The organism is Streptomyces pseudovenezuelae (genome assembly GCF_001513955.1).
Lineage (GTDB): Bacteria > Actinomycetota > Actinomycetes > Streptomycetales > Streptomycetaceae > Streptomyces > Streptomyces pseudovenezuelae.
This window is the reverse complement of record NZ_KQ948152.1, coordinates 457,008-479,465: the sequence shown is the minus strand read 5'-3', so window position 1 is coordinate 479,465 and position 22,458 is coordinate 457,008. Positions and strand designations below refer to the sequence as shown.

Sequence of the window (22,458 nt, the reverse complement as noted above, 5' to 3'; positions counted from 1 at the left end):
CGGCATACGAGATGAGCGACCGGGGCATGAGCTGGCTGGGCCCGCTCCTTTTCGGGATCACCTACCAGGTGACCGGAAGCTACCGGGACGCGATCATCTCGCTCGTGGCCTTCTTCGTCATCGGGTTCGCGCTGCTCGCACGGGTCCCGGTGCGGCGGGCGATCGGCGACGCGGGCAATCCCGTACCTGAAAGGATTTAGCGTTCAACACCAAAGCGCTGTAGTGTACGCGTTTGGCCTGCCAGGCGTACCGTTACTGCGCGTCAAAGATACCGAAACGCTGGGTGACATCTGCTAGCAGATGTGACAAACCGGGCGCTGGTGGGTACAACAAGGGGCGGCTACGACGGCGACGCATTGCCCGGGACGGGACCCGGAACGGGAATCTTTACCGCCGACCGGACGTTGACCGGATGACGACGACAGCGACACCTGTCCTGTGGGCGACAAGCCCGGGAGGCACGATTCATGAGTGAGCGAGCTCTTCGCGGCACGCGCCTCGTGGTGACCAGCTACGAGACGGACCGCGGCATCGACCTGGCCCCGCGCCAGGCCGTGGAGTACGCATGCGAGAAGGGGCACCGCTTCGAGATGCCCTTCTCGGTCGAGGCGGAGATCCCGCCGGAGTGGGAGTGCAAGGTCTGCGGGGCCCAGGCACTCCTCGTGGACGGCGACGGCCCTGAGGAAAAGAAGGCCAAGCCCGCGCGTACACATTGGGACATGCTGATGGAGCGACGCACCCGAGAGGAACTCGAAGAGGTCCTTGAGGAGCGTCTGGCGGTTCTGCGTTCCGGCGCGATGAACATCGCTGTTCATCCCCGGGACAGCCGCAAGTCGGCCTGAGCGGGAACAAGCGCATACAACAAGTAACCGCGGGCGCGGTACGTGATTCACGTACCGCGCCCGCGGTTTGCGCTGTCCGCGCCCGGGTCAGCGGGTGAGCGGCGGGCGCTGGTCCCGCGGGGTGTCACCGCCCGGCTCGTCCCGGACGATCACCTCGCCCTGGACCACCTTGCCGTCGGGACGCTGCATCCGGGCCTGCTGGAACGCGTCGCCCAGGGTACCGGGGGCGGCGGCGCGGATCCTGCGGTCGAAGGTGCGCTCGGCGTAGCGGCCGACGGCCTTCTGGACCGGCGGGATCAGCAGGAGCAGCCCCACCGCATCGGAGAGCAGGCCGGGGATCATCAGGAGCAGGCCGCCCAGCATCATCAGGCCGTTGCCACCGCTGCCGGAGCCCGACGGGGCGTCGCCGCGCTGGAGCGCCTCGTTCAGGTTCTGGAAGGCACGACGGCCGGCCCGCTTGATCACCACCGAGCCGAGCACGAAACCGGCGACCAGCAGCAGGAACACCGCGAAGCCGCTCGCCGCGCCCGCGACCACGGTCAGCAGCCAGATCTCCAGCACCAGCCAGGCGGCGATGCCCAGCGGCAGGAAGGTGCGTAGACGGGAGCGGCGGGGCCGGGCGGGGTACGTGGGGGTCGAAGCGCCTGTCGTCATGCTTCCAGTGTGCCTGGGCGCGGCTCAGCACGGCATAAGCGGACGATCGACCGCGGCTGTGCGTCGTGGGGCTACGGCTGTGCGCGCTTTCCCCGTGCGGTGAGTCTGCCGACCCGCTCCCCCACGCCCCAGGTGGTGACCCGCCACAGGGCCTCCACGAGGATGTCGCGGCTCATCTTGGAGTCGCCCAGTTCGCGCTCGACGAAGGTGATCGGCACCTCGACGACGTGGTAGCCGGCCTTGACCGCGCGGCGGGCGAGGTCGACCTGGAAGCAGTAGCCCTGGGAGGCGACGTCGTCGAGGCCGAGCCCTTCGAGGGTCTCGCGCCTGAAGGCGCGGTAGCCGCCCGTGATGTCGCGCAGCGGAAGGTCGAGGGCCACACGGGAGTAGAGGCTGCCGCCGCGGGAGATGAACTCGCGGGACCTGGGCCAGTTCACGACCCGGCCGCCGGGCACCCAGCGGGAACCGAGAACCAGGTCGGCGCTCTTCAGGGCGGTCAGCAGACGGGGCAGTTCCTCGGGCTGGTGGGAGCCGTCGGCGTCCATCTCGACGAGGACGCCGTAGCCGTGCTCCAGGCCCCAGTGGAAGCCCGCAAGATAGGCGGCGCCGAGGCCCTCCTTGCCCTTGCGGTGCAGGACCTGGACGTGCTCGTCCTCGACGGCCAGTTCGTCGGCCAGCTTGCCGGTGCCGTCGGGGCTGTTGTCGTCGGCCACCAGGACGTGTGCCTCCGGGACGGCCTGGCGCACCCGGCCGACGATGGCCTTGATGTTCTCCGCCTCGTTGTAGGTCGGAATGATCACCAACGCCGTGCCGAGCGGGCCGAATCGCCTCTCCTGGCCCGTGTGGGTCCCGTCGCCGTCGTTCACCGCTGCCCCTTCGAGTCATTACGCAGGCGTCCACCATAGTGCGCACGGCCTGCGATGACGTGACAAGGCGTTCGTATGCTGGTGTCGTTTCCACAAGAACGGGGTAAGGCTAAGAGTTTTCGGCCGTTGTGACGCAATCGCCCCCCTCGCTGCGGATGGGGGCCCGGCGCTCTTCGGGCCGACCTGGGGCCCGCTGGCTGCGGGTCGACCGAAAGCCGTTGTCTACTGAGCGCCCGGGCCCCACCCGGGTCACACCTCCCCGGCCGGAGGGAACGTTCCCTCGTCGTGGCGCGAGCGCTGAGCCTGGCTCCCAGTGGCGGTGTTCCGGTGCGGCACACCGTCCCTGACCCAGCGGCGCTGCGACGACTGGGTGGACATTCCCCGGTCGGGCGTCCGGTGGTGGACCCGGCCGAACCTACCGGCCTCCTGCCGTCGGCTGTCAACAGTCGTTCGACCTGCGCATCTTCCGACAACGCCCTGGTCAGGGCCGAGGATTCGCAGGTCGCGCGACAGCGGGGCGAGGGCCGATCGATACCTCGCCGCCCCCGGAGATCACTCGCCCGGCCGTACGAAGACCGTCCGTCCGCCGACCACGGTGCGCAGGCAGACGGGCAGGTCACGGCCCGGCGTCAGGTCGGGCAGGCCGGGGGTGCCGGAGCGGGGGTCGGTGGACCAGCGGGCGACCCGGTCGTCGGGGGCCTGCACGACCAGTTCGCCGGTGTGCCACACGGCGTAGTCGGCGGGGGCGCCGGGCACCAGGACGCCCGCGTCGTCCCGGCCGACCGCACGCCAGCCGCCCCGGGTGTGGGCGGTGAAGGCGGCACGTACGGAGACGCGGTGCTCGGGGGTGCGGTGGAAGGCGGCCGCGCGGACCGTGCCCCACGGGTCGAGGGGGGTGACGGGGCTGTCGGAGCCGAAGGCGAGCGGGACCCCGGCGCGCAGGAGGGCCGCGAAGGGGTTCAGACGGCTCGCCCGCGCCTTGCCCAGCCGTCGGGCGTACATGCCGTCCTCGCCGCCCCACAGGGCGTCGAAGGCGGGCTGGACGGACGCGGTCAGCCCGAGCTCGGCGAAGGCGGCGACGGCCTCGGGGGTGAGCATCTCGACATGCTCGACGCGGTGCCGGGCGGCACGGACGCGGGCGAGGCCGAGCTTCTCCGCGGCGGTGCGGACCCCCTCGACCACGGCGGTCACCGCCGCGTCGCCGATCGCGTGGAAGCCGGCCTGCAGGCCCGCCTCGGTGCAGGCGATGACATGGGCGGCCACGGCGGCGGCGTCCAGGTAGGCGCGGCCGGTGTGGTCGGCGTCGGTGTACGGCTCGTGCAGGCACGCGGTGTGGGAGCCGAGGGCGCCGTCGACGAAGAGGTCCCCGGCGGCGCCGAGCGCGCCGAGTTCGCGCGCCTTGTCGACGTCCTGTTCGGCCCAGTAGCCGACCACCCTCGGGCCCGGCTCCTCGCCCGCGAGCCGCAGCAGCCCCGTGAAGTCGTCCTCCGAGGAGATCTCGGGGCCTGCGCATTCGTGAAGGGTGCCGATGCCGAGGGAGGCGGCGTGGGCCAGGGCGGCCCGCTGGGCCTCGGCGCGCTGGAGGGGCGTGACGGAGCCCAGTGCCGTGGCGCGGACCGCGTGGTGGGTGTCGGCCGTGAGGGGGCCGTCCACGGGGCCCAGGGACGTCATGTCGAGCAGTGCCGTCGTCACGACCGCCGAGTGGACGTCGATCCGGCTGAGGTAGAGCGGTCGGCCGCCGGTCGCCTCGTCGAGTTCCGCGCGTGTGGGCGGGCGGCCGCCGGGCCAGCGGGCGGCGTCCCAGCCGTGGCCGAGCAGCACACGGTCGTCGGGGCGGGCGGTCGCGAACTCCCGTACGAGGGCCAGGGCCGCCTCCAGGGAGGGGGCGTCGGAGAGGTCGAGGCCGGTGAGGGCGAGGCCGGTGGCGGTCGTGTGCACATGTGCGTCCGTGAACGCGGGAGTGACCAGGGCTCCGTCCAGGTCCACGACGTCGTCGACACCGTCCGCGAAGGCGTCGGCGGCGCCTTCGGAACCGACCCAGGCCACCTGTCCGCGTTCGACCACCATGGCGGTGGCGAAGGGGTCGGCGGGGCTGTGGACCTCACCGCGGCGGAGGAGGACGGTCTTCGGATCGCTCATGAGGGACAGTTTCGCAGGAGGCTTCCCGCCGCACGGGTGCGGGTTGCGTTGCCGGACGCCGGTCCCGTGCGGCCGGTCGCGCAGCTCCCCGCGCCCCTCGGAACACCGGTCTCCGTGCGTTCAGATACGCGGCGGCCTTGCCTCGTACGGGGTCGACAGCACCACCGTCGTACGCGTCGAGACCCCCGCCAGGGACCGCACCCGGGCCAGCAGCTCCTCCAGCTCGTGCGGGGTCGCCACCCGCACCTTCAGGATGTAGTTCTCGTCGCCCGCGACGCTGTGGCACGCCTCGATCTCGGGGACGCCGGCCAGGCGGTCCGCGATGTCGTCGGGGGCGCTGGGATCGAACGGTTTCACCGAGATGAAGGCCGTCATGGGCAGGCCCACCGCCTCCGGGTCGACCACCGCGGCATAGCCGCGGATGACACCACGCTGCTCCAGCCGTCGCACCCGCTGGTGCACGGCCGAGGTGGACAGGCCCGTGGCCTTGCCCAGGTCCGTGTAACTCATCCGCCCGTCCTTGACGAGCAGCTGCACGATTTGTCGGTCCAGCTCCTCCATGGCGCAAGAACCTACAGTGCGCCTGATCTCCTCGGATACCTGAGCGCCCCAGGTCATGCCCGGTTCGTGATGTGACCGAGGGGCGCCTGTGCGTCTCCTGAGGGACAAAGCGACCGCCACGGGCATCTGCGAGCGGCATGTGACGAAGGCCACACCCTCCGGACGGCCCCTGTGATGTTCTCGTGATTACCTCCATGACGGGACGGGAAGTGCTTGCTGTGGTCGAGGCCGCAGTGCCTTCACGGCCCAGCCCGAGGGGGAGAACCCAATGCAGAGTCTTCAGCGTCCTGGTCGTACCGCGCCCAAGCGCCTCCAGGCGGTAGTCGAGTTCGAGCCGGAGGGCGTCGAACCCGACTCCCTCGACGACGACTTCGACGCGTACGACACCTTCGAGATGTACCGGGTGATCTGCCCGGACTGCGCGCAGCCCATCGCTCTGCTGGCCGACGAGGAGGTCCTGCCGGAGCACGCGCTGTGCGCCTCCCCGTGGAACCCGTTCGGCCTCACGGTCTGCGCCGGTACGGGCCGCAGGGCCTCCGAGGCCCGGTCGGCGGACGAGTCGGCGGAGCCCCAGGAGCAGGACACGGCGCTGCTGTTGACGCTTCCTCAGGGACTCGACTGGCGCACCCAGCCGTTCTCGCACGTCGGCGGCCCGGGTTCGCGCCCCCTGCGCGTGCCGGTGCTCCGCCGCGCGGCCGCCTGAGCCGCCTCGCTCGGTCCCAGTAGCTGCCCTGCACCATGGCTCGCAGACTGCCGTGGTGCAGGATCAGCGTGTCCGGGTCCGCCGGTACGGCCACTTCGCCGAAGTGTCCCTGGCGGTAGGCGATGCGCGGCATGACGATCGCGTGCCGCAGCGCGGGGTACAGCGTGGTCGCGGCGCAGGAAGTCCGGCAGCTCGGGCCGGCCGATGCCGACCGCCGCCATCTCCCAGTCCAGGACGGGCGGGTCCGAGGGGTGAGTGGGCGAGTCCGTCGACCACCCAGTCGTAGTAGGCGCGTTGGGCGGTGCCGTGGCGGCGCAGCGCGTCGCCCTCGCCGGGACGTTCCAGGAACGCGGCCTGCGCCACCGGGACTTGATCGTGCAGGCGGGCCAACAGAACCGACGGTGGCCGCCTCCAGGCGCTCCCGCTCGGCGGAGCTCGCGGCATGCAGCCAGTTGCCCTGCCGGCGGCTGGCTGACGGTACGTCAGGCCGTGGCGGCTGGCCAGATGTTCGGCCGGACCCCCCGCGAACTCACGCGCGATTGCGGACACCGTGACCCGGTCGTCGGCTGCCGCGTTGCCCCGGTATGACCCGTACGTATGCACCGGTCGCAGAATCGGTTCCGTCGAACCCGTCGAACCCGTCACCCTTTCGCCCGGCCCCGCCGGCGCCCCAGGACCCGCCCATCTACCGGGACCTGATGCGCACCTGGGCGAGCGGGGGGCGCACTCTGCCGGGGCGCCACGACCCGGAGTGGGTACGGCTCGCGGCGCCGCAGGTCAGGCCCGGTCAGTTCAGCGCGTCTCCGGACCCGCTAGGTGGCGGGCGATGACCATCCGCTGAATCTGGTTGGTGCCCTCGACGATCTGGAGGACCTTGGCCTCGCGCATGTACCGCTCGGCCGGGAAGTCCGCGGTGTAGCCGTAGCCGCCGAGGACCTGGACGGCGTCGGTGGTGACCTTCATCGCGGTGTCCGTGCAGTGCAGCTTGGCCATGGCCGCCTGCTTGGCGAAGGGCCGCCCGGCGTCCCGCAGCCGCGCCGCCGCGAGGTACAGCGCCCGGCCCGCCTCGATCTGGGTCGCCATGTCGGCGAGCATGAAGCGCAGCCCCTGGAAGTCGGCGATCGGCCGCCCGAACTGCTGTCGCCCGGTCGCATAGCCGACCGCCTCGTCCAGGGCCGCCTGGGCCACTCCGATCGCGCAGGCCGCGATGCCCAGCCGTCCCGAGTCGAGCGCGGACAGGGCGATCGCGAAGCCCTGCCCCTCGTCGCCGATGCGCCGCGCGTCCGGGACGCGCACCCCGTCGAAGTGGACCTGGGCGGTGGGCGAGCCCTTCATGCCCATCTTCTTCTCCGGGGCCGCGGCGCTCACGCCGTCCGCGTCGGCGGGCACCAGGAACGCGGTGATCCCGCGCGGGCCGTCCTCGCCGGTGCGCGCCATGACGGTGTAGAAGTCGGCGACCCCGCCGTGGGTGATCCAGGCCTTGGTACCCGTGATCACCCACTCGTCGCCGTCCCGGATCGCTCGGGTGCGCAGCGAAGCCGCGTCCGAACCCGACGAGGGCTCGGAGAGGCAGTAGGCGCCGAGCAGTCCGCCGCCGAGCATCGCGGGCAGGTGCTCGACCTGCTGCTGCTTGCTGCCGTAGGTGGCGAGGGCGTAGGAGGCGAGGGTGTGCACGCTGACACCGAGGCCGACGGTGAGGCGGGCCGCGGCGAGCTCTTCGAGGACCTGGAGGTAGACCTCGTACGGCTGGTCGGCGCCGCCGTGCTCGGAGTCGTAGGGCAGACCGAGCAGGCCGGTCCGGGAGAGCAGGGTGAAGACCTCGCGCGGGAACTGCCCGGCGTCCTCCTCCTCGGCCGCCTTCGGGGCGATCTCTCGCTGCGCGATGTCGCGGACGAGCGAGATCAGATCCCGGGCCTCGTCCGTGGGCAGTTGCCGGTCCACCGGCTGCGGGGCGCGGTCGGGCATGCGACGCTCTCCTCCCTGTAGGGCGCTGGCGGGCGCACGCCGTGGGGTGGGGCGGCTCCGCCGGTCTCACTGGGCGCCGGCCGCTGCTCGCGTCTCCCGGGTCTCGGAAGCTGCTGACCAGCGGCTGCGCCCTGTGAGTATGCCCGAAAGGAGACACCCGGTCACTGGTTAACGACCGCTCACTTCAAGATATCTCAGGCCGCCGACAACCCGCCCGGATTCGACCCGGGATTGGTCCGAACCATTGACCGGGTGGTCTAGTCCTCCTACTCTTCCGGCAGCGCTTCATCGCGTTCATGCCAATCGACTGGCGTTCCCCTCTCCCCCACGAGGAGACACCGATGCACTTCCCCCACCGCGCCCGCTTCCGGGCGCTGATCTCCGCCGCGTGCTGCGCGGTCCTCGGCGCGGGCCTGCTGGCCGGCGCGAGCAGCGCCACCGCGGCCGCCCCCGAGGCGACACCGAGGGCGGTCGGCTCCAAGGTCGTCGGCTACTTCACCGAATGGGGCACCTACGACCGCAAGTACTACGTCAAGAACATCGAGACCTCCGGCTCGGCGGCGAAGCTGACCCACATCAACTACGCCTTCGGCAACGTCACCGGCGGCAAATGCGCGATGGGCGACGCCTACGCGGCGACCGACCGGACCTATACGGCCGCCGAGTCCGTGGACGGGGTCGCGGACACCTGGGACCAGCCGCTGCGGGGCAACTTCAACCAGCTGCGGGAGCTGAAGAAGAAGCACCCCGGCCTGAAGGTCATCTGGTCGTTCGGCGGCTGGACCTGGTCGAGCGGCTTCGGCGAGGCCGCCCGCAACCCCGCCGCGTTCGCCCAGTCCTGCTACGACCTGGTCGAGAACTCCAAGTGGGCCGACGTCTTCGACGGCATCGACATCGACTGGGAGTACCCGAACGCCTGCGGCAACACCTGTGACACCAGCGGCAGGGAGGCGTTCAGGAACCTGATGGCGGCGCTGCGTTCGAAGTTCGGCAGCGGTGCGCTGGTCACCGCCGCGATCACCGCGGACGCCACGGCCGGCGGCAAGATCGACGCGGCGAACTACGCGGGCGCGGCCCAGTACGTCGACTGGTACAACCCGATGACGTACGACTACTTCGGCGCCTGGGACGCGACAGGGCCGACGGCCCCGCACTCGCCGCTGAACTCCTACTCCGGCATCCCCAGGGCGGGTTACTACACCTCGGCCACCGTCGCCAAGCTCAAGGGCCTCGGCATCCCGGCCTCGAAGCTGCTGCTCGGCATCGGCTTCTACGGCCGCGGCTGGACCGGCGTGACCCAGTCCGCGCCGGGCGGCACCGCGACGGGCCCGGCGGCGGGCACCTACGAGCAGGGCATCGACGACTACAAGGTGCTGAAGTCCAAGTGCCCGGCGACGGGGACGGTCGGCGGCACCGCCTACGCCAAGTGCGGCAACAACTGGTGGAGTTACGACACCCCCGCGACCATCGCGACGAAGATGACGTACAAGAACCAGCAGGGCCTGGGCGGGACCTTCTTCTGGGAGCTGAGCGGGGACACCTCGGGCGGCGAGCTGATCAAGGCGATCAACTAGCCGGGATCAGGTCATGAACTGACCTGTCCCACGGGGGGAGTCGGGGCGGGGGACCACGAGCCTCCGCCCCGACCGGTCCGGCCGTCAGTCGTCGCGGCGGGCCGGTTCCGGCGCCGGGTGGGCGGGGTCCAGCTCCTCGATGGCGCGCATCGAGGCGCCGAGCGTCTTCACCAGGAGGTCGCGCATGGTGTCGCGGGAGAGCTGGGGCGGACGGTCGATCCAGTCGAGGGTGGCGCCCTCGACACTGCACACCCAGGCGAGCAGACCCATGCGGGCCAGCGGGGAGATGTCGGTACGGCCGTACGCCCCTTCGGCGATGGTCGCGACGATCGCATCGCGCACCCCGTCCCGGATGGCGTGCACCTCGGCGTCGAAACCGACACCGCCGCTGACGACGGTGCGGTAGGCCGCCTGGTTGTGCTCGGCGTAGCGCAGGTAGCTGTCCAGGGTGCGCTGGACGCGGTCCACCTGCTCCATCTCGAGGCCGCTCGCCGCGTAGGTGACCAGGTCGGCGACGGAGTCCTGGATGATCGCCAGGTAGTAGCCCCGCTTGGACTGGAAGTAGTAGTAGATCAGCCCCTTGGCGACATGCGCCTGCTTGGCGATGTCGTCCATGGAAAGCGCGTCGTAGGAGGTGTCCGCGAACAACTTCCGCCCGATGGCGATGAGTTCGGCGCGGCGCGCAACCGAGCGCTCGGTGCCGCGGGCCCGCGGCCGGGCGGCTTCACGCTGATCACTGATATTCAAATTTCGCCCCTGGTCTCGGGCTGGCGGCGGGACATCCGCAGTATGTCAGGTCACTTATGCGTCAGGTCACAGCAGACCGAGCTGCGTGACGAGCATCGCGATCACCGCGACGAGGGCCCAGCCCGCGACCTGTTCGAGGATCTTCGGACCGTGGTCCTCGGGGCCCCCGGTACGGGTGCGGGTTGCGGTGGCAGAGTGTGCGGTCATGGCGTCTCGCTGATCTCGGAGTACTGGTCGGATCCCCCCGCCGATCCGTCCACCTTGCCACTCCCCGTCGCTTTTGCGGCCGAGACCTTGGTCACAGCGAACGGCCCCCGACGGTTGCCGGGGGCCGTCGCTCGGCGGCTCAGCGCACGCCCACCACCGCGAGCGCCTTGCGCTGGCGCGGGGTCGGGCAGGCAGGGAAGTACAGGTAGCAGACGCCTCCGGTGCCGGAGACGACCTTGCCACTGGCGTTGTAGCGCTTGGTGCGCAGCCAGATGTTCTCCCACTCGCGCCGCTTGTACACGCGCCGCACCGCCGCGTCGTCCGGGGAGGCCGGGTCGTTGGCGATCACATCGCCCTCGGCGGTGAAGCCGATGACCGTCATGAGGTGGCCCGAGGTGCCGTAACCGGCCCCCGTGAGCTCCTCCTTGAGGAACGACTGGGACGTTATGGCCGGGATGCCGGCCGCGATCAGCGTCTCCAGGTCGGTCAGCGAGCCGAGCCGGGTGACCACGCCCTGGAGGTCCTTGAAGGTGGCCGCGTAGGCCGCGTTGAACGGCCAGTTGCCGCAGCCCGCGTACTGGTAGTCGTAGGTGTACCGGGCCGCGTGGCAGACCTGGGGGTCGGCGAACGACGGGTCGACCCAGGCGAGCTGTTCCTGGGTGAGCCGGCCGCCCCAGTACTCGATGATCATCTGCGAGGAGGTGGGGCTGCACCAGGCCTCGCCGCCGTTGTCGTACTCCGGGTACTGGCCCTTGTGGATCTCCTGCGAGTAGCGCGGGACGATCAGTTCCCGGGTGAGGCCCGGCGTGGACGCCGGCACGGTGAAGCGGTCCGGGACGTCGGAGCCCATCGCGCCGAGCCGCCAGACGGTCGGCGTGTTCCTCGCACCGGGCTTGCGGTACAGGGTCAGCCGCAGCCGGTACGCGGCCAGACGCAGCCCGGTCGACGGGTCGTCGATCGCGAAGGTGTCCGTCCAGACCGTGCTCCTGCCGTCGGTCTGGTCGTCGACCGAGGTCCGCTTGATGTCCCCGTCGCCGGCCGCCCAGCGGCCCATCACGTACCAGGGGGTGGCGGTGCCGTCGGAGTAGGTGCCCTGGAGCTCGATCTGGATCCAGGTGCCGGCCGGGGTGTGGGCGTTCCAGGAGGCGATCACCTCGGTCGAGGGCACCGCGAGCGGGTGGACCGGGGCGGTCCAGGTCGCGTACTCCCAGGTGGCGGTGGTCCCGGTGTGCGGGTCGGTGTACTCGGTGGTGCCCGCGGGGGCGCCGATCACGATGCCGGGGCGGCTGCCGGCGACGGCGCGGGCGCCCTCGGCGGTGCCGGCGCGCCAGTCGCTCCAGGTGATCCAGGCGTGGTTGTCGACGGGGCGGCCGGCGGTCTCGTCGGGTTCCGCGCCGGCCGTGGCTCCCGCGGCGGTCGCGGTGCCCGTGCCGCCTGCCACCGCGGCGGCGACCGCGACGGCCAGAACGGTTCTGCGGGACGGCTGTTCGGCTCTGCTCATGGGTGGGAAGCCCCCAGGTGTCCGATTCGGGCGGGCCAGTGCTCGGTTGTGCGCCAACTATGAACGAGGCGGCATGCGCCTGCCAGCACTTCGGCCCATGCCACGCCCATGAATATTGGTCTCGTCCACTGGCATGACCTGGGAAGCTGCGGTTCCGGCGGTGATCACAGGCCCCTCACTAGACTGGACGGACCCGACCGCCCATCCGTATGAGCACCTTCAGGAATTCGTCATCCACTCCCTCGCCTCCCGGCTTTGCCGGCTGCCCCCGTCCTGCGGCCCGGTCCGTCTGATCGGCGTCGACGGGCACGCCGGTTCCGGAAAGTCCACGTTCGCCGGGCAGTTGGCCGACGCCCTCGGCGGTGCGCCGGTGCTGCACCTCGACGACATCGCCAGCCACGCGGAGCTGTTCGACTGGACCGGACGGCTGCTGGACGAGGTGATCATCCCGCTCGGCCGCGGCGAGGAGGCGCACTACGCCGTCTACGACTGGCACGCCCGCCGCTTCGGACCGTCCCGCGCCCTGCCGCCGGCGCCGGTGATCCTCCTGGAGGGCGTCGGTGCGGGCCGGCGCGCGCTGCGGCCCCACCTGGCGCGACTGCTGTGGATGGAGCTGTCCCCCGAGGAGTCCTGGGCACGCGGCCGCCTGCGGGACGGGGCGGAGCAGCGGGAGTTCTGGGAGGGATGGGTCACGGCGGAGGAACGGCATTTCGCCGAAGACCCCTCCAGACCCTTCGCCGACCTCCTGGTACGGCAGTGTCGGAAGGGGTACACGATCACCACAGGGCCTGCCGGGACCGTTGGACCGGACCACGATGTCACCCACGGTGACGGCCCGACGGCGATGTGTTGAACCTGTGAAGACCCACCAGTAGGAACTTGCCTGAGTCGCCCAACTCCGCTTGACCGAGGGGCCATACAGGTCCTACGTTCTCAATGTGCGGCCGTTCGAGGCCGCCCGCAGTCGCGAAGCCCCCGGTTGTTCCCCCGTGATCGGGGGCTTCGTTCTGCCCTCACACGGATTTCCGGACGCCGTGAGGCTCGATTCGCTCACCCTCGGTGACCATCCGCAGAGCGCCTCATCCGCTCCCACCTCGCCAAACGGCCTGTGCGGCACCCTACGGCGGGCGACACCACCGCAGGTACGATGCCCTCGGTGCGACCTACGGACGACTGCTCTGCGCACCGTTGCAACTCCGGTCCGCGGCACAGCGGTTGGACGAAGGCGGCCACCGGGCGTCGGCCCGGTGGTGAAACCACGGGGGCACGGTTTGTGGGGGACGTGATGGATTTCGGCACGCAGGGCCCCGAGGCCCCGGCCGACCTCGCCTGGCTGCGAGGTGTGGACGCCTACACGATGGGCGCCTATCCACAGGCGGAGGAGGAGTTCCGGGCCGCGGTACGGATCGATCCCGGGATGGCCGACGGCTGGCTCGGACTGCACGCGCTGCGCGTCGACACGACGACCGCGCTGCTCAGGATGTTCCGGCACCGCGAGCGTTTCGGCGAACAGCGCGCACGGCACCGACGCACCCTCAACTCCTGGTACTGGCTGGGCTGGTGGGTGCAACCGGTGCTGGAGAGCCCGCGTGACCTGCTGCTCGCGCACGCCTCGCACTGGCTGGACGGCCGCCATGTCCCCGAACTGGACCGGGCCCTCGCGGGCCTGCCGCCGGTGGACACCGACCACCAGGTCCGCTTTCTGCACGCCTGCCGCGCCTATCTCGTCAAGGACTGGGACCAGCTGGTCCGGCACACCGACCCGCTGATCGACGACGCCATGCTCGGCATCGAGGCCGGTCTGTTCGGCGGCATGGCCCGGGTCCGCCTGGAGATGTACGGCCAGGCCGAACCGCTGCTCTCGGCGGCCCTGATGCGCTGTCGCAGCGAGCAGCCCCAGCGCAAGGAGCTGCGGTACTGGTTGGCCCGGGCCCACGAGGGGACGGGCCGGTCGGCGGCCGCACTCCCCCTCTACCGGGCCGTGCACCGCGTCGACCCCGCCTTCATGGACACCTCGGCCCGGCTCGCCGCGATCGCCGAGGGCGACGGGTACGACGACCCGGCCGACCTCGCGGCGATCACGCTCACCGGGTTCGGCCAGGACGTCCTGGAGGGACCCGACGGGATCGATCCGCTGTTCGGCATCGAGGGGCGGGAGCTGAAGCTCTCCGATCCGGAACCGCCGACCGGTCCGCTGCCCTCGATGACCGACCCGGGCGGACGCGAGAGGTCGGGCCGGCCTGCGGGACCGCTGCCCGCGGGACCCACCGATCCCGTCTTACTGGAGGAGGCGCTCACCGAGCTGGAGCGCATGGTGGGGCTGGAGCCCGTGAAGCGCCAGGTCAAAGCCCTGTCCGCCCAGCTGAACATGGCCCGCCTGCGCGCCGGGCAGGGCCTGCCGGTCCAGCCGCCCAAACGTCACTTCGTCTTCTCCGGGCCCTCCGGCACCGGCAAGACCACGGTGGCCCGCATCCTGGGCCGCGTCTTCTACGCTCTCGGACTCCTCGGCGGCGACCACCTTGTGGAGGCGCAGCGGGCCGATCTGGTCGGGGAGTACCTCGGCCAGACGGCGGTCAAGGCCAACGAACTGATCGACTCGGCCCTCGGCGGGGTGCTCTTCGTCGACGAGGCCTACTCGCTCTCCAACTCCGGTTACGGCAAGGGGGACGCGTACGGCGACGAGGCACTCCAGGTGCTGCTCAAGCGGGCCGAGGACAACCGGGACCACCTGGTCGTGATCCTGGCGGGCTACCCGGAGGGCATGGACCGGCTGCTCAGCGCCAACCCGGGGCTCTCCTCCCGCTTCACCACCCGCGTCGACTTCCCGTCGTACCGCCCCCTCGAACTCACCTCCATCGGCGAGGTGCTGGCGGCGGAGAACGGTGACGTCTGGGACGAGGAGGCGCTGGACGAGCTGCGCTCCATCGCCGGGCACGTGGTGGACCAGGGCTGGATCGACGAACTGGGCAACGGGCGGTTCCTGCGGACGCTCTACGAGAAGAGCTGCGCGTACCGGGATCTTCGGCTGTCGACGTATCCGGGGATGCTGAGTCGCGACGACCTGTCGACACTGCGGCTGCCGGATCTGATGCAGGCGTACGGGGAGGTTCTGTCGGGTCGGGGGCCGCAGGATCCGTCGGCGATGTGAGTCGTTCGGCTGCGGCCGAGTGGGGGCTGATCGCGCAGTTCCCCGCGCCCCTGGGTGGGTGCAGTCAATGCATGCCCAGCTGTACCCACTGCTTTTAGGGGCGCGGGGAACTGCGCGACCAGCCCCCACCGGCCCGCAGCCGAAGAACTACGACGCCAGCGCTTCCTCGCTGCTGCGAGGCTCGGTGACCCGAACCTCCGGCAGGTCCCGGTGCGCGGGGTCCCGCACCTCGCCCACCAGCAGCTCCAGTACGTCCTCCAGCGCCACCAGCCCGAGCACCTTGCCCGACCCGTCCGCCACCTGCGCCAGGTGCGTCGCCGCGCGCCGCATCACGGTGAGCGCGTCGTCCAGCGGCAGGTCGGACCGCAGCTTCGTCATCGGCCGCCAGACCTGCTGGGGTACCGCCCGCTGCGAGTCCTCCAGATCCAGTACGTCCTTCACGTGCAGGTACCCCATGAAGGCGCCGGTCTCCGTGGCGACCGGGAAGCGTGAGTACCCGGTGCGGCCGGTGAGCTCGATGATCTGGCCCGGGGTCACCGAGGGGCGCACCGTCACCAGGGACTCGCGCTTCAGCAGGACGTCCGTCACGGGGCGCGAGCCCAGTTCCAGCGCGTCCTCCAGGCGTTCCTGTTCCTCGGGGTCCAGCAGACCCGCCTGGCCGGAGTCCTCCACCAGCCGGTTCAGCTGCTCGCTGGTGAACACGGCCTCGACCTCGTCCTTGGGCTCGACGTGGAAGAGCCGCAGGATGGCCCGGGCGCAGGCGCCGAGGGAGAGGGTGATCGGTTTGCAGAGGCGGGCGAAGTAGACGAGGCCGGGGCTGAGCCACAGCGCGACCTTCTCCGGAGCCGCCATCGCGAGGTTCTTCGGGACCATCTCGCCGATGACGAGGTGGAAGAAGACGACCGCGGCCAGGGCGATGACGTAGCCCAGCGGGTGGATCATGCCGTGCGGCAGGTGGATCCACTCGAAGACCGGCTCCAGCAGGTGCGCGACCGTCGGTTCGGCGACCGCGCCGAGCGTCAGCGAGCACACGGTGATGCCGAACTGGGCCGCCGCCATCATCTGGGGCAGCCGCTCCAGGCCGTACAGCACCTGGCGGGCCCGTGCCGTGCCGAGCGGTTCGATCTGGCTGCGGCGCACCGAGACGAGCGCGAACTCGGCGCCGACGAAGAACCCGTTGGCGAGCACGAGCAGGGCTGCGAAGAGGAGTTGGAGCACGCTCATCGGGCGGCCTCCATGACGTTGACCGCGGGAACCGTGCGGACCAGGCGGACCCGCTCGGCACGGTAGTGCCCGACCTGGCGGACGGTGAGCCGCCAGCCGGGCAGCTCGGCCCGGTCGCCGACGGCGGGGATACGGCCGAGCAGGTCGGCGACCAGCCCGGCGACGGTCTCGTACGGCCCCTCGGGGACGTCGAGGCCTATGCGCTGGAGGATGTCGACGCGGCAGCTGCCGTCGGCGTCCCAGGCGAGGCGGCCGTCCTCGGGCGGGGCGGCGGCGAGTTCGGGGACGTCCTGACCGTCGTGCTCGTCGCGGACCTCGCCGACGATCTCCTCGACGATGTCCTCCAGGGTGACCACTCCGGCCGTGCCGCCGTACTCGTCGACGACGACGGCGATGGGCTGCTCGCTGCGCAGCTGGGCCAGGAGGGGCTGGACGGGGAGGGTCTCGGGCACCAGCAGCGCCGGGCGGGCGATGCGGACGACCGGGGTGCGCAGCCGGTCCTGGACCGGGACCGCCAGGGCGTCCTTGAGGTGGACCATGCCGACGATCTCGTCGATCTTCTCCCGGTAGACGGGGAAGCGGGACAGGCCGGTGGCGCGGGTGAGGTTGACGACGTCCTCGGCGGTGGCCGAGGCCTGGAGCGAGCTGACCTTCACGCGCGGGGTCATGACGTGCTGCGCGGTCAGCTCGGCGAGCGAGAGGGTGCGCACGAACAGGTCCGCGGTGTCCTGTTCCAGGGTTCCCGCCTGGGCCGAGTGGCGGGCCAGGGAGACCAGCTCGCCGGGGGTGCGGGCGGAGGCCAGTTCCTCGGCGGGCTCGATGCCGAGCGCGCGGACGAGGCGGTTGGCGACCGCGTTCAGCGCGGCGATCACCGGCCGGAACAGCCGGGCGAAGGCGTGCTGCGGGCCGGCGACGAAGCGGGCGACCTGCATCGGCTTGGACACCGCCCAGTTCTTGGGCACGAGTTCGCCGATCACCATCTGCACGGCCGAGGCCAGCAGCATGCCCACGACCACGGCCACGCCGGAGACCGCGCCCTCGGGGACGCCGACGGCCGTGAACGGGCCGTGCAGCAGTTCCGCGAGGGCCGGCTCGGCGAGCATGCCGACGACCAGGGAGGTGATGGTGATGCCGAGCTGGGTGCCGGAGAGCTGGAAGGACAGCTCCTTGAGCGACTCGGCGACCCTGCGGGCACGTCGGTCGCCTTCCGCGGCTGCCTTCTCGGCGTCCGTGGCCTCGACGGTGACGAGGCCGAACTCGGCCGCCACGAAGAAGCCGTTGGCGAGAATCAGCAGGAACGCCGCTCCGAGGAGCAGCAGGGGGATGGTCATGCCGCCGCCTCGATATGCCGGGAGGGGGCGGCGCAGGTACTACAGGACGATCCGTCCATCGCTGGAGGGAGTCACTCCTCGGGTAGCAGGAACAACGAGAGGCGGAGGCGCAAGGAAAAACGCCTCCGCCAACAGATTAATCAAGACATGGCCGACTGCGGCAGGGTGGAAGCCCCCGAGTCAGCCCTGATCTTCGTCGGAGCGGGCTGTGGAATGCGCCTCGGCGAGCGCCCGCAGGGCCTTCGCGTCGGTGATGGCCTGCTGCTTCGCGATGCCCGGCTGGATGCCGAGCGCGGGCAGGCTGGTGCCGTCACTCAGGTTGAGGAAGACCCATGGATCGCCCGGGCGGAGGTTCACCTGGATGATCTCGGCCCATTCCAGATGCCGCCGGCCGGCGATGTTCTGGACGGTGACACCGGACTCGTCGGCGACGACCTTCACCCGCGCCAGCAGGAACAGCACACCGGCGAGCAGGGCCGCCGTGAAGATGAAGCTCAGGCGCTCGCCGGGCCCCAGCTGCTCCAGCAGGAGCGCGATCACCGTGATCGTCACGAAGATCGCGACACCCGCGGTGAGCAGGACGGCCCGGGTGCGCCCCGGCCGGAAGGTGACGGGGAGAGTGGGCAGTTCGGAGGACATGTGCGGCACGCCCCTCACAGACGGCAGGCGTGGATGGCCGTCGTCAGGATGGCCCGCGCGCCGATGTCGTACAGGTCGTCCATGATCCGCTGCGCCTCCTTGGCGGGGACCATCGCGCGGACGGCGACCCAGCCCTCGTTGTGCAGCGGGGAGACCGTCGGGGACTCCAGGCCCGGCGTGAGCGCGACGGCCTTCTCCAGCTGCTCGACGCGGCAGTCGTAGTCCATCATCACGTATGTCCGTGCCACCAGGACGCCCTGGAGGCGGCGCAGGAACTGCTGGACCTTCGACTCCGCGGCGTCGTCCGCGTCGGCGTCGGTACGGCGGATGACGATGGCCTCGGACTTCATGATGGGCTCGCCGAAGACCTCCAGGCCCGCGTTGCGCAGGCTGGTGCCGGTCTCGACGACGTCCGCGATGACCTCGGCGACGCCGAGCTCGATGGCGGTCTCGACGGCACCGTCGAGGTGGACGACGGCGGCGTCGACGCCGTGGTCGGCGAGGTGCCCGGCGACGATCCCCTCGTAGGAGGTGGCGACCGTCTTGCCCTTGAGGTCCTCGACGCCGTTGGCGGTGCCCGGCTTGGCGGCGAAGCGGAAGGTGGAGCGGGCGAAACCGAGCGGCAGGATCTCCTCGGCCTGGGCGCCGGAGTCGATCAGCAGGTCGCGGCCGGTGATGCCGATGTCGAGCCGGCCGGAGGAGACGTAGATCGCGATGTCCCGGGGGCGGAGGTAGAAGAACTCCACGTCGTTGACCGGGTCGACGATCCGCAGTTCCTTGGACTCGCGGCGCTGCTGGTAGCCGGCCTCATGCAGCATGTCCGCCGCAGGTCCTGACAGGGAACCCTTGTTGGGGACGGCGATGCGCAGCATGAGGTCGGCTTCCTTTGCTCTGAGGGGTGGTTTCGGCGACTGGCTTACAGGTGGGCGTAGACGTCGTCGAGGGAGATCCCGCGCGCGACCATCATCACCTGGACGTGGTAGAGCAGCTGCGAGATCTCCTCGGCGGCCGCCTCCTTGCCCTCGTACTCGGCGGCCATCCAGACCTCGGCGGCCTCTTCGACGACCTTCTTGCCGATGGCATGGACGCCCTTGCCGACCAGTTCCGCGGTGCGGGAGGTGGCGGGATCCCCGTTGGCTGCCTTGTGCTGGAGCTCGGTGAAGAGCTCCTCGAACGTCTTATTGGACATGGTGGCGCCCACTTTACGCGTAAGCCCGCACCACCTAGTGCCACGGTTCAGATACTGAGCGGAGGGTGGCCGCCGTGGCCACCGCGGCGGTCACCGCCTCGTGCCCCTTGTCCTCGTTCGAGCCCTCGATGCCGGCCCGGTCCAGGGCCTGCTCCTCGGTGTCGCAGGTCAGCACGCCCATGCCGACGGGGACGCCGGTCTCGACGGAGACCTGGGTGAGGCCCTGGGTGACGCCCTGGCACACGTACTCGAAGTGCGGGGTGCCGCCGCGGATGACGACGCCGAGGGCGACGATCGCGTCGTAGCCGCGGCCCGCGAGGACCTTGGCGACGACCGGGAGCTCCCAGCTGCCGGGGACCCTGAGCAGGGTCGGCTCGTCGATGCCCAGGTCGTGCAGGGCGCGCAGGGCGCCGTCGACCAGTCCGTCCATCACCTTCTCGTGCCACTGCGCCGCGATGACGGCGACCCTGAGGTCGCCCACGTTGCGTACGGACAGCTCCGGTGCACCCTTGCCGCTCACGTTCTCGAACTCTCCTCGAAGTGCTTACTGGTTGCTGCAGGTGGACACCGGGGCGGTGTCCAGCCAGGGAAGGTCGTGGCCCATCCGGTCCCGCTTGGTGCGCAGGTAGCGGAGGTTGTGCTCGCCCGCCTGCACGGGCATCGGCTCCCGGCCGGTGACCTTGAGGCCGTGCCGCAGGAGGGCGTCGGACTTCTCCGGGTTGTTGGTCATCAGGCGCAGGCTGCTGACGCCGAGGTCCTGAAGGATCTGCGCGCCGGCGCCGTAGTCGCGGGCGTCGGCGGGCAGGCCGAGCTCCAGGTTGGCGTCGAGAGTGTCGTGCCCCTGTTCCTGGAGTTCGTACGCCCGCAGCTTGGAGAGCAGGCCGATGCCGCGCCCCTCGTGGCCGCGCAGGTAGACCACCACTCCCCTGCCCTCGGTCCGGATGCGCTCCAGGGAGGCGTCGAGCTGGGGGCCGCAGTCGCAGCGCAGGGAGCCGAAGATGTCTCCGGTGAGGCACTCGGAGTGGACGCGGACCAGGACGTCCTCGCCGTCGCCGATCTCGCCGTGGACCAGGGCGACGTGCTCGACGCCGTCGACGGTGGAGCGGTAGCCGTACGCCGTGAAGGTGCCGTGGGCGGTGGGCAGCCGGGTCTCGGCCTCGCGGCGGACCGTGGGCTCGCTGCTGCGGCGGTAGGCGATCAGGTCCTCGATGGAGATGATCGTCAGGCCGTGCTTGCGGGCGAAGGGGATCAGCTCGGGGAGGCGGAGCATCCGGCCGTCCTCGCCGGCGATCTCCACGATCGCGCCGGCCGGGCGCAGGCCCGCGAGGCGTGCGAGGTCGACGGCGGCCTCGGTGTGGCCGTTGCGGGTGAGGACGCCTCCGTCCTTGGCGCGCAGCGGGAAGATGTGGCCGGGGCGGACGAAGTCGGTGTGGTCGGCGTCGCCGCTCGCGAGGAGTCGGAGCGTGGTCGCGCGGTCGGCGGCCGAGATCCCGGTGGTCACTCCGTGGGCCCCGGACGCGTCGACGGAGACGGTGAACGCGGTCTTCATCGACTCGGTGTTGTCGTCGACCATCTGCGGCAGCTTGAGCCGCTCCAGTTCGTCGCCCTCCATGGGGGCGCAGATCAGGCCGCGGCACTCGCTCATCATGAAGGCGACGATCTCGGGGGTGACCTTCTCGGCGGCGACGACCAGGTCGCCCTCGTTCTCGCGGTCCTCGTCGTCGACGACCACGATCGGGCGGCCGGCCGCGATGTCGGCGATGGCCTGCTCGACGGGGTCCAGCGCGAAGTCCTCGAACCCGTCGGTGCTGTACAGAATGGGTGCGGCGGTCATGCCGGCGCTCCTTCCAGGACGGGCCGCGCGGATTCCCGCGAGCGCAGCCACCAGTCGCGCATGCCCCACAGGACGAGCGCGCCGTAGATGACGTAGACGAAGCCGGAGAAGGCGTAGCCGTTGGCGAAGTTCAGCGGGACGCCGACGAGGTCGACGAGGAGCCAGGCGAACCAGAACTCGACCATGCCGCGCGCCTGGGCGTACATGGCGACGACGGTGCCGACGAAGATGTAGGCGTCCGGCCAGGGGTCCCAGGACAGGGTCGGGTAGGCCTTGAAGAGCAGGGCGACCGCGACGGTGCCGACGGCGGCGGCGCCGACGAGGGCACCGCGCTCACGCCAGGTGGCGAAGCGGGGCGCGATGTGACCGTCGCCGGATTCGCCCTTGTTGCGGTTCCACTGCCACCAGCCGTACAGGGCGACCACCATGACGACGGCCTGCTTGCCGGCGCTGCCGGTGAGGTGCCCGTAGAAGGCGCCGAAGAGGATGAGGCCGGAGGCGAACTGCACCGGCCAGCTCCACAGGTTGCGCCGCCAGCCGAGGGCGAGGGCTATGAGGCCGAGGATGTTGCCGATCATGTCCGACCAGAGGATGTGCTGGCCGAACAGGGTGAAGGCCTCGGTGTTGAGGGAGTTCACTTCCCCGCCCCCTGACTGCTCGCGAGCAGGCGCTCGACGTACTTGGCGACGACGTCGACCTCGAGGTTGACCGGGGCGCCGGGCTGCTTGAGGCCGAGCGTGGTCAGGTCGAGGGTGGTGGGGATGAGGCTGACGGTGAAGTAGTCGGGGCCGGCGTCCACGACGGTGAGGCTGATGCCGTCGACCGTGATGGAGCCCTTCTCCACGACGTACCGCGAGAGGTCCGCGGGCAGCGAGATCTTGATGATCTCCCAGTGCTCGGAGGGCTTGCGCTCCAGGACCTCGCCGGTGCCGTCCACGTGCCCCTGCACGTTGTGTCCGCCGAGGCGGGCGCCCACGGCCGTGGGGCGCTCCAGGTTGACGCGGGAGCCGACGCCCAGGGCGCCGAGGCTGGAGCGGTCGAGGGTCTCGGCCATGACGTCGGCCGTGAACTCGTCGCCCTCGTGCTCGACGACGGTGAGGCAGACGCCGTTGACGGCGATGGAGTCCCCGTGTTTGGCGCCCTCGGTGACGATCGGGCCGCGCAGTCGGAAGCGACAGGCGTCGCCGAGGTTCTCGACGGCGGTGATCTCGCCCAGCTCTTCGACGATTCCGGTGAACACTTCCCGGGTCCTCCCTGCCTCTTGGGGCACGGACTCCGGGGCTGTCGATGACGACAGAAAGGACGAGCGGAAACACCGGGGGCGACGCCGGACG

The 22,458-nt window shown here is 70.8% G+C and carries 23 protein-coding genes and 1 pseudogene; 6 read left to right on the top strand and 18 right to left on the bottom strand.

Annotated features, from left to right (window positions below; all coding sequences use genetic code 11):
• Both AQI94_RS36530 and AQI94_RS36525 read left to right on the top strand, forming a co-directional pair.
• Nucleotides 1-200: MFS transporter (locus tag AQI94_RS36530; protein WP_167364541.1), on the top strand; the 200-nt coding region annotated here is incomplete at its 5' end.
• 267 nt (nt 201-467) lie between these two features.
• The gene (locus AQI94_RS36525) at nt 468-842 is read left to right on the top strand and encodes an RNA polymerase-binding protein RbpA (protein WP_003977404.1); all 375 of its coding nucleotides are present in this window, start codon (nt 468-470) and stop codon (nt 840-842) included.
• A gap of 87 nt (nt 843-929) precedes the next feature.
• Here the strand turns inward: AQI94_RS36525 and fxsA are convergent, their stop codons facing one another.
• The 4 genes from fxsA to AQI94_RS36505 form a co-directional block, all read right to left on the bottom strand.
• Nucleotides 930-1,496, bottom strand: coding sequence for an FxsA family membrane protein (gene fxsA / locus AQI94_RS36520; protein ID WP_031057770.1), 567 nt, complete (start codon nt 1,494-1,496; stop codon nt 930-932).
• Between the two features lie 71 nt (nt 1,497-1,567).
• On the bottom strand, nt 1,568-2,362 hold the full coding sequence (locus AQI94_RS36515) for a polyprenol monophosphomannose synthase (protein ID WP_031057773.1): 795 nt from the start codon (nt 2,360-2,362) through the stop codon (nt 1,568-1,570).
• Nucleotides 2,363-2,914: 552 nt separating this feature from the next.
• Nucleotides 2,915-4,501: an amidohydrolase gene (locus tag AQI94_RS36510; protein WP_031057776.1), complete on the bottom strand. Its 1,587-nt coding sequence runs from the start codon at nt 4,499-4,501 to the stop codon at nt 2,915-2,917.
• A gap of 120 nt (nt 4,502-4,621) precedes the next feature.
• On the bottom strand, nt 4,622-5,062 hold the full coding sequence (locus AQI94_RS36505; protein ID WP_006136660.1) for an Lrp/AsnC family transcriptional regulator: 441 nt from the start codon (nt 5,060-5,062) through the stop codon (nt 4,622-4,624).
• A gap of 268 nt (nt 5,063-5,330) precedes the next feature.
• Here AQI94_RS36505 and AQI94_RS36500 point away from each other — a divergent pair, with 268 nt between their 5' ends.
• Nucleotides 5,331-5,765 carry a hypothetical protein gene (locus AQI94_RS36500; RefSeq protein WP_031057780.1) on the top strand — a complete coding sequence of 145 codons (435 nt, stop codon included), beginning with the start codon at nt 5,331-5,333 and terminating at the stop codon, nt 5,763-5,765.
• A 13-nt stretch (nt 5,766-5,778) separates the two neighbouring features.
• Here the strand turns inward: AQI94_RS36500 and AQI94_RS46110 are convergent.
• Both AQI94_RS46110 and AQI94_RS36495 read right to left on the bottom strand, forming a co-directional pair.
• Nucleotides 5,779-6,276: pseudogene (locus AQI94_RS46110) on the bottom strand (phosphotransferase family protein); the annotation flags it as partial.
• Nucleotides 6,277-6,557: 281 nt separating this feature from the next.
• Nucleotides 6,558-7,730, bottom strand: coding sequence for an acyl-CoA dehydrogenase (locus tag AQI94_RS36495; RefSeq protein WP_031057784.1), 1,173 nt, complete (start codon nt 7,728-7,730; stop codon nt 6,558-6,560).
• Between the two features lie 341 nt (nt 7,731-8,071).
• On the opposite strand from AQI94_RS36495, the gene AQI94_RS36490 reads away from it, so the two are divergent.
• A complete protein-coding gene (locus AQI94_RS36490) occupies nt 8,072-9,304 on the top strand; it encodes a glycoside hydrolase family 18 protein (protein ID WP_031057786.1) in 1,233 nt (410 codons plus the stop codon).
• Nucleotides 9,305-9,388: 84 nt separating this feature from the next.
• Here AQI94_RS36490 and AQI94_RS36485 read toward each other — a convergent pair whose 3' ends face one another.
• The 3 genes from AQI94_RS36485 to AQI94_RS36480 form a co-directional block, all read right to left on the bottom strand.
• Nucleotides 9,389-10,051 (bottom strand): TetR/AcrR family transcriptional regulator, encoded by a 663-nt coding sequence (locus tag AQI94_RS36485; protein ID WP_031057789.1) that lies wholly within the window; start codon nt 10,049-10,051, stop codon nt 9,389-9,391.
• 66 nt (nt 10,052-10,117) lie between these two features.
• On the bottom strand, nt 10,118-10,258 hold the full coding sequence (locus AQI94_RS44380; RefSeq protein ID WP_107064342.1) for an SCO1431 family membrane protein: 141 nt from the start codon (nt 10,256-10,258) through the stop codon (nt 10,118-10,120).
• Between the two features lie 139 nt (nt 10,259-10,397).
• Complete coding sequence (locus tag AQI94_RS36480) at nt 10,398-11,759, bottom strand: peptidase C39 family protein (RefSeq protein WP_062230144.1); 1,362 nt, start codon at nt 11,757-11,759, stop codon at nt 10,398-10,400.
• 232 nt (nt 11,760-11,991) lie between these two features.
• Here AQI94_RS36480 and AQI94_RS36475 point away from each other — a divergent pair, with 232 nt between their 5' ends.
• Together AQI94_RS36475 and AQI94_RS36470 are read left to right on the top strand one after the other, a co-directional pair.
• Nucleotides 11,992-12,612, top strand: a complete 621-nt coding sequence (locus AQI94_RS36475; RefSeq protein WP_031061170.1) for a uridine kinase family protein — start codon at nt 11,992-11,994, stop codon at nt 12,610-12,612.
• Nucleotides 12,613-13,044: 432 nt separating this feature from the next.
• Nucleotides 13,045-14,907, top strand: a complete 1,863-nt coding sequence (locus AQI94_RS36470) for an AAA family ATPase (protein ID WP_031061172.1) — start codon at nt 13,045-13,047, stop codon at nt 14,905-14,907.
• A gap of 147 nt (nt 14,908-15,054) precedes the next feature.
• On the opposite strand, the gene AQI94_RS36465 is transcribed toward AQI94_RS36470, so the two are convergent.
• The 9 genes from AQI94_RS36465 to AQI94_RS36425 all read right to left on the bottom strand — a co-directional run bounded on the left by AQI94_RS36465 (nt 15,055) and on the right by AQI94_RS36425 (nt 22,364).
• Complete coding sequence (locus tag AQI94_RS36465) at nt 15,055-16,131, bottom strand: hemolysin family protein (RefSeq protein ID WP_031061175.1); 1,077 nt, start codon at nt 16,129-16,131, stop codon at nt 15,055-15,057.
• The gene (locus tag AQI94_RS36460) at nt 16,128-17,462 is read right to left on the bottom strand and encodes a hemolysin family protein (protein WP_031061179.1); all 1,335 of its coding nucleotides are present in this window, start codon (nt 17,460-17,462) and stop codon (nt 16,128-16,130) included. The genes AQI94_RS36465 and AQI94_RS36460 overlap by 4 nt, the downstream gene beginning before the upstream one ends.
• A gap of 180 nt (nt 17,463-17,642) precedes the next feature.
• On the bottom strand, nt 17,643-18,101 hold the full coding sequence (locus AQI94_RS36455) for a PH domain-containing protein (protein ID WP_031061182.1): 459 nt from the start codon (nt 18,099-18,101) through the stop codon (nt 17,643-17,645).
• A 14-nt stretch (nt 18,102-18,115) separates the two neighbouring features.
• Nucleotides 18,116-18,973, bottom strand: coding sequence for an ATP phosphoribosyltransferase (gene hisG / locus AQI94_RS36450; RefSeq protein WP_031061185.1), 858 nt, complete (start codon nt 18,971-18,973; stop codon nt 18,116-18,118).
• Nucleotides 18,974-19,017: 44 nt separating this feature from the next.
• The gene (locus AQI94_RS36445) at nt 19,018-19,290 is read right to left on the bottom strand and encodes a phosphoribosyl-ATP diphosphatase (protein ID WP_020117406.1); all 273 of its coding nucleotides are present in this window, start codon (nt 19,288-19,290) and stop codon (nt 19,018-19,020) included.
• 34 nt (nt 19,291-19,324) lie between these two features.
• Entirely contained in the window at nt 19,325-19,810 is a 486-nt protein-coding gene (gene ribH, locus AQI94_RS36440; protein ID WP_020117407.1) for a 6,7-dimethyl-8-ribityllumazine synthase, read from the bottom strand.
• A 24-nt stretch (nt 19,811-19,834) separates the two neighbouring features.
• The gene (locus tag AQI94_RS36435) at nt 19,835-21,124 is read right to left on the bottom strand and encodes a bifunctional 3,4-dihydroxy-2-butanone-4-phosphate synthase/GTP cyclohydrolase II (protein WP_031061189.1); all 1,290 of its coding nucleotides are present in this window, start codon (nt 21,122-21,124) and stop codon (nt 19,835-19,837) included.
• Entirely contained in the window at nt 21,121-21,762 is a 642-nt protein-coding gene (locus AQI94_RS36430; protein ID WP_031061192.1) for a nicotinamide mononucleotide transporter family protein, read from the bottom strand. The genes AQI94_RS36435 and AQI94_RS36430 overlap by 4 nt, the downstream gene beginning before the upstream one ends.
• Nucleotides 21,759-22,364 carry a riboflavin synthase gene (locus tag AQI94_RS36425; RefSeq protein WP_031061195.1) on the bottom strand — a complete coding sequence of 202 codons (606 nt, stop codon included), beginning with the start codon at nt 22,362-22,364 and terminating at the stop codon, nt 21,759-21,761. Before AQI94_RS36425 ends, AQI94_RS36430 begins: the two co-directional genes overlap by 4 nt.
• Between the last annotated feature and the right edge of the window lie 94 nt (nt 22,365-22,458).

Coding starts and splice junctions, on each gene's coding strand:
- AQI94_RS36525 (WP_003977404.1), top strand. CDS start 468: ATGAGTGAGCGAGCTCTTCGCGGCACGCGCCTCGTGGTGACCAGCTAC.
- fxsA (WP_031057770.1), bottom strand. CDS start 1,496: ATGACGACAGGCGCTTCGACCCCCACGTACCCCGCCCGGCCCCGCCGC.
- AQI94_RS36510 (WP_031057776.1), bottom strand. CDS start 4,501: ATGAGCGATCCGAAGACCGTCCTCCTCCGCCGCGGTGAGGTCCACAGC.
- AQI94_RS36505 (WP_006136660.1), bottom strand. CDS start 5,062: ATGGAGGAGCTGGACCGACAAATCGTGCAGCTGCTCGTCAAGGACGGG.
- AQI94_RS36500 (WP_031057780.1), top strand. CDS start 5,331: ATGCAGAGTCTTCAGCGTCCTGGTCGTACCGCGCCCAAGCGCCTCCAG.
- AQI94_RS36495 (WP_031057784.1), bottom strand. CDS start 7,730: ATGCCCGACCGCGCCCCGCAGCCGGTGGACCGGCAACTGCCCACGGAC.
- AQI94_RS36490 (WP_031057786.1), top strand. CDS start 8,072: ATGCACTTCCCCCACCGCGCCCGCTTCCGGGCGCTGATCTCCGCCGCG.
- AQI94_RS44380 (WP_107064342.1), bottom strand. CDS start 10,258: ATGACCGCACACTCTGCCACCGCAACCCGCACCCGTACCGGGGGCCCC.
- AQI94_RS36480 (WP_062230144.1), bottom strand. CDS start 11,759: ATGAGCAGAGCCGAACAGCCGTCCCGCAGAACCGTTCTGGCCGTCGCG.
- AQI94_RS36470 (WP_031061172.1), top strand. CDS start 13,045: ATGGATTTCGGCACGCAGGGCCCCGAGGCCCCGGCCGACCTCGCCTGG.
- AQI94_RS36465 (WP_031061175.1), bottom strand. CDS start 16,131: ATGAGCGTGCTCCAACTCCTCTTCGCAGCCCTGCTCGTGCTCGCCAAC.
- AQI94_RS36460 (WP_031061179.1), bottom strand. CDS start 17,462: ATGACCATCCCCCTGCTGCTCCTCGGAGCGGCGTTCCTGCTGATTCTC.
- AQI94_RS36455 (WP_031061182.1), bottom strand. CDS start 18,101: ATGTCCTCCGAACTGCCCACTCTCCCCGTCACCTTCCGGCCGGGGCGC.
- hisG (WP_031061185.1), bottom strand. CDS start 18,973: ATGCTGCGCATCGCCGTCCCCAACAAGGGTTCCCTGTCAGGACCTGCG.
- AQI94_RS36445 (WP_020117406.1), bottom strand. CDS start 19,290: ATGTCCAATAAGACGTTCGAGGAGCTCTTCACCGAGCTCCAGCACAAG.
- AQI94_RS36435 (WP_031061189.1), bottom strand. CDS start 21,124: ATGACCGCCGCACCCATTCTGTACAGCACCGACGGGTTCGAGGACTTC.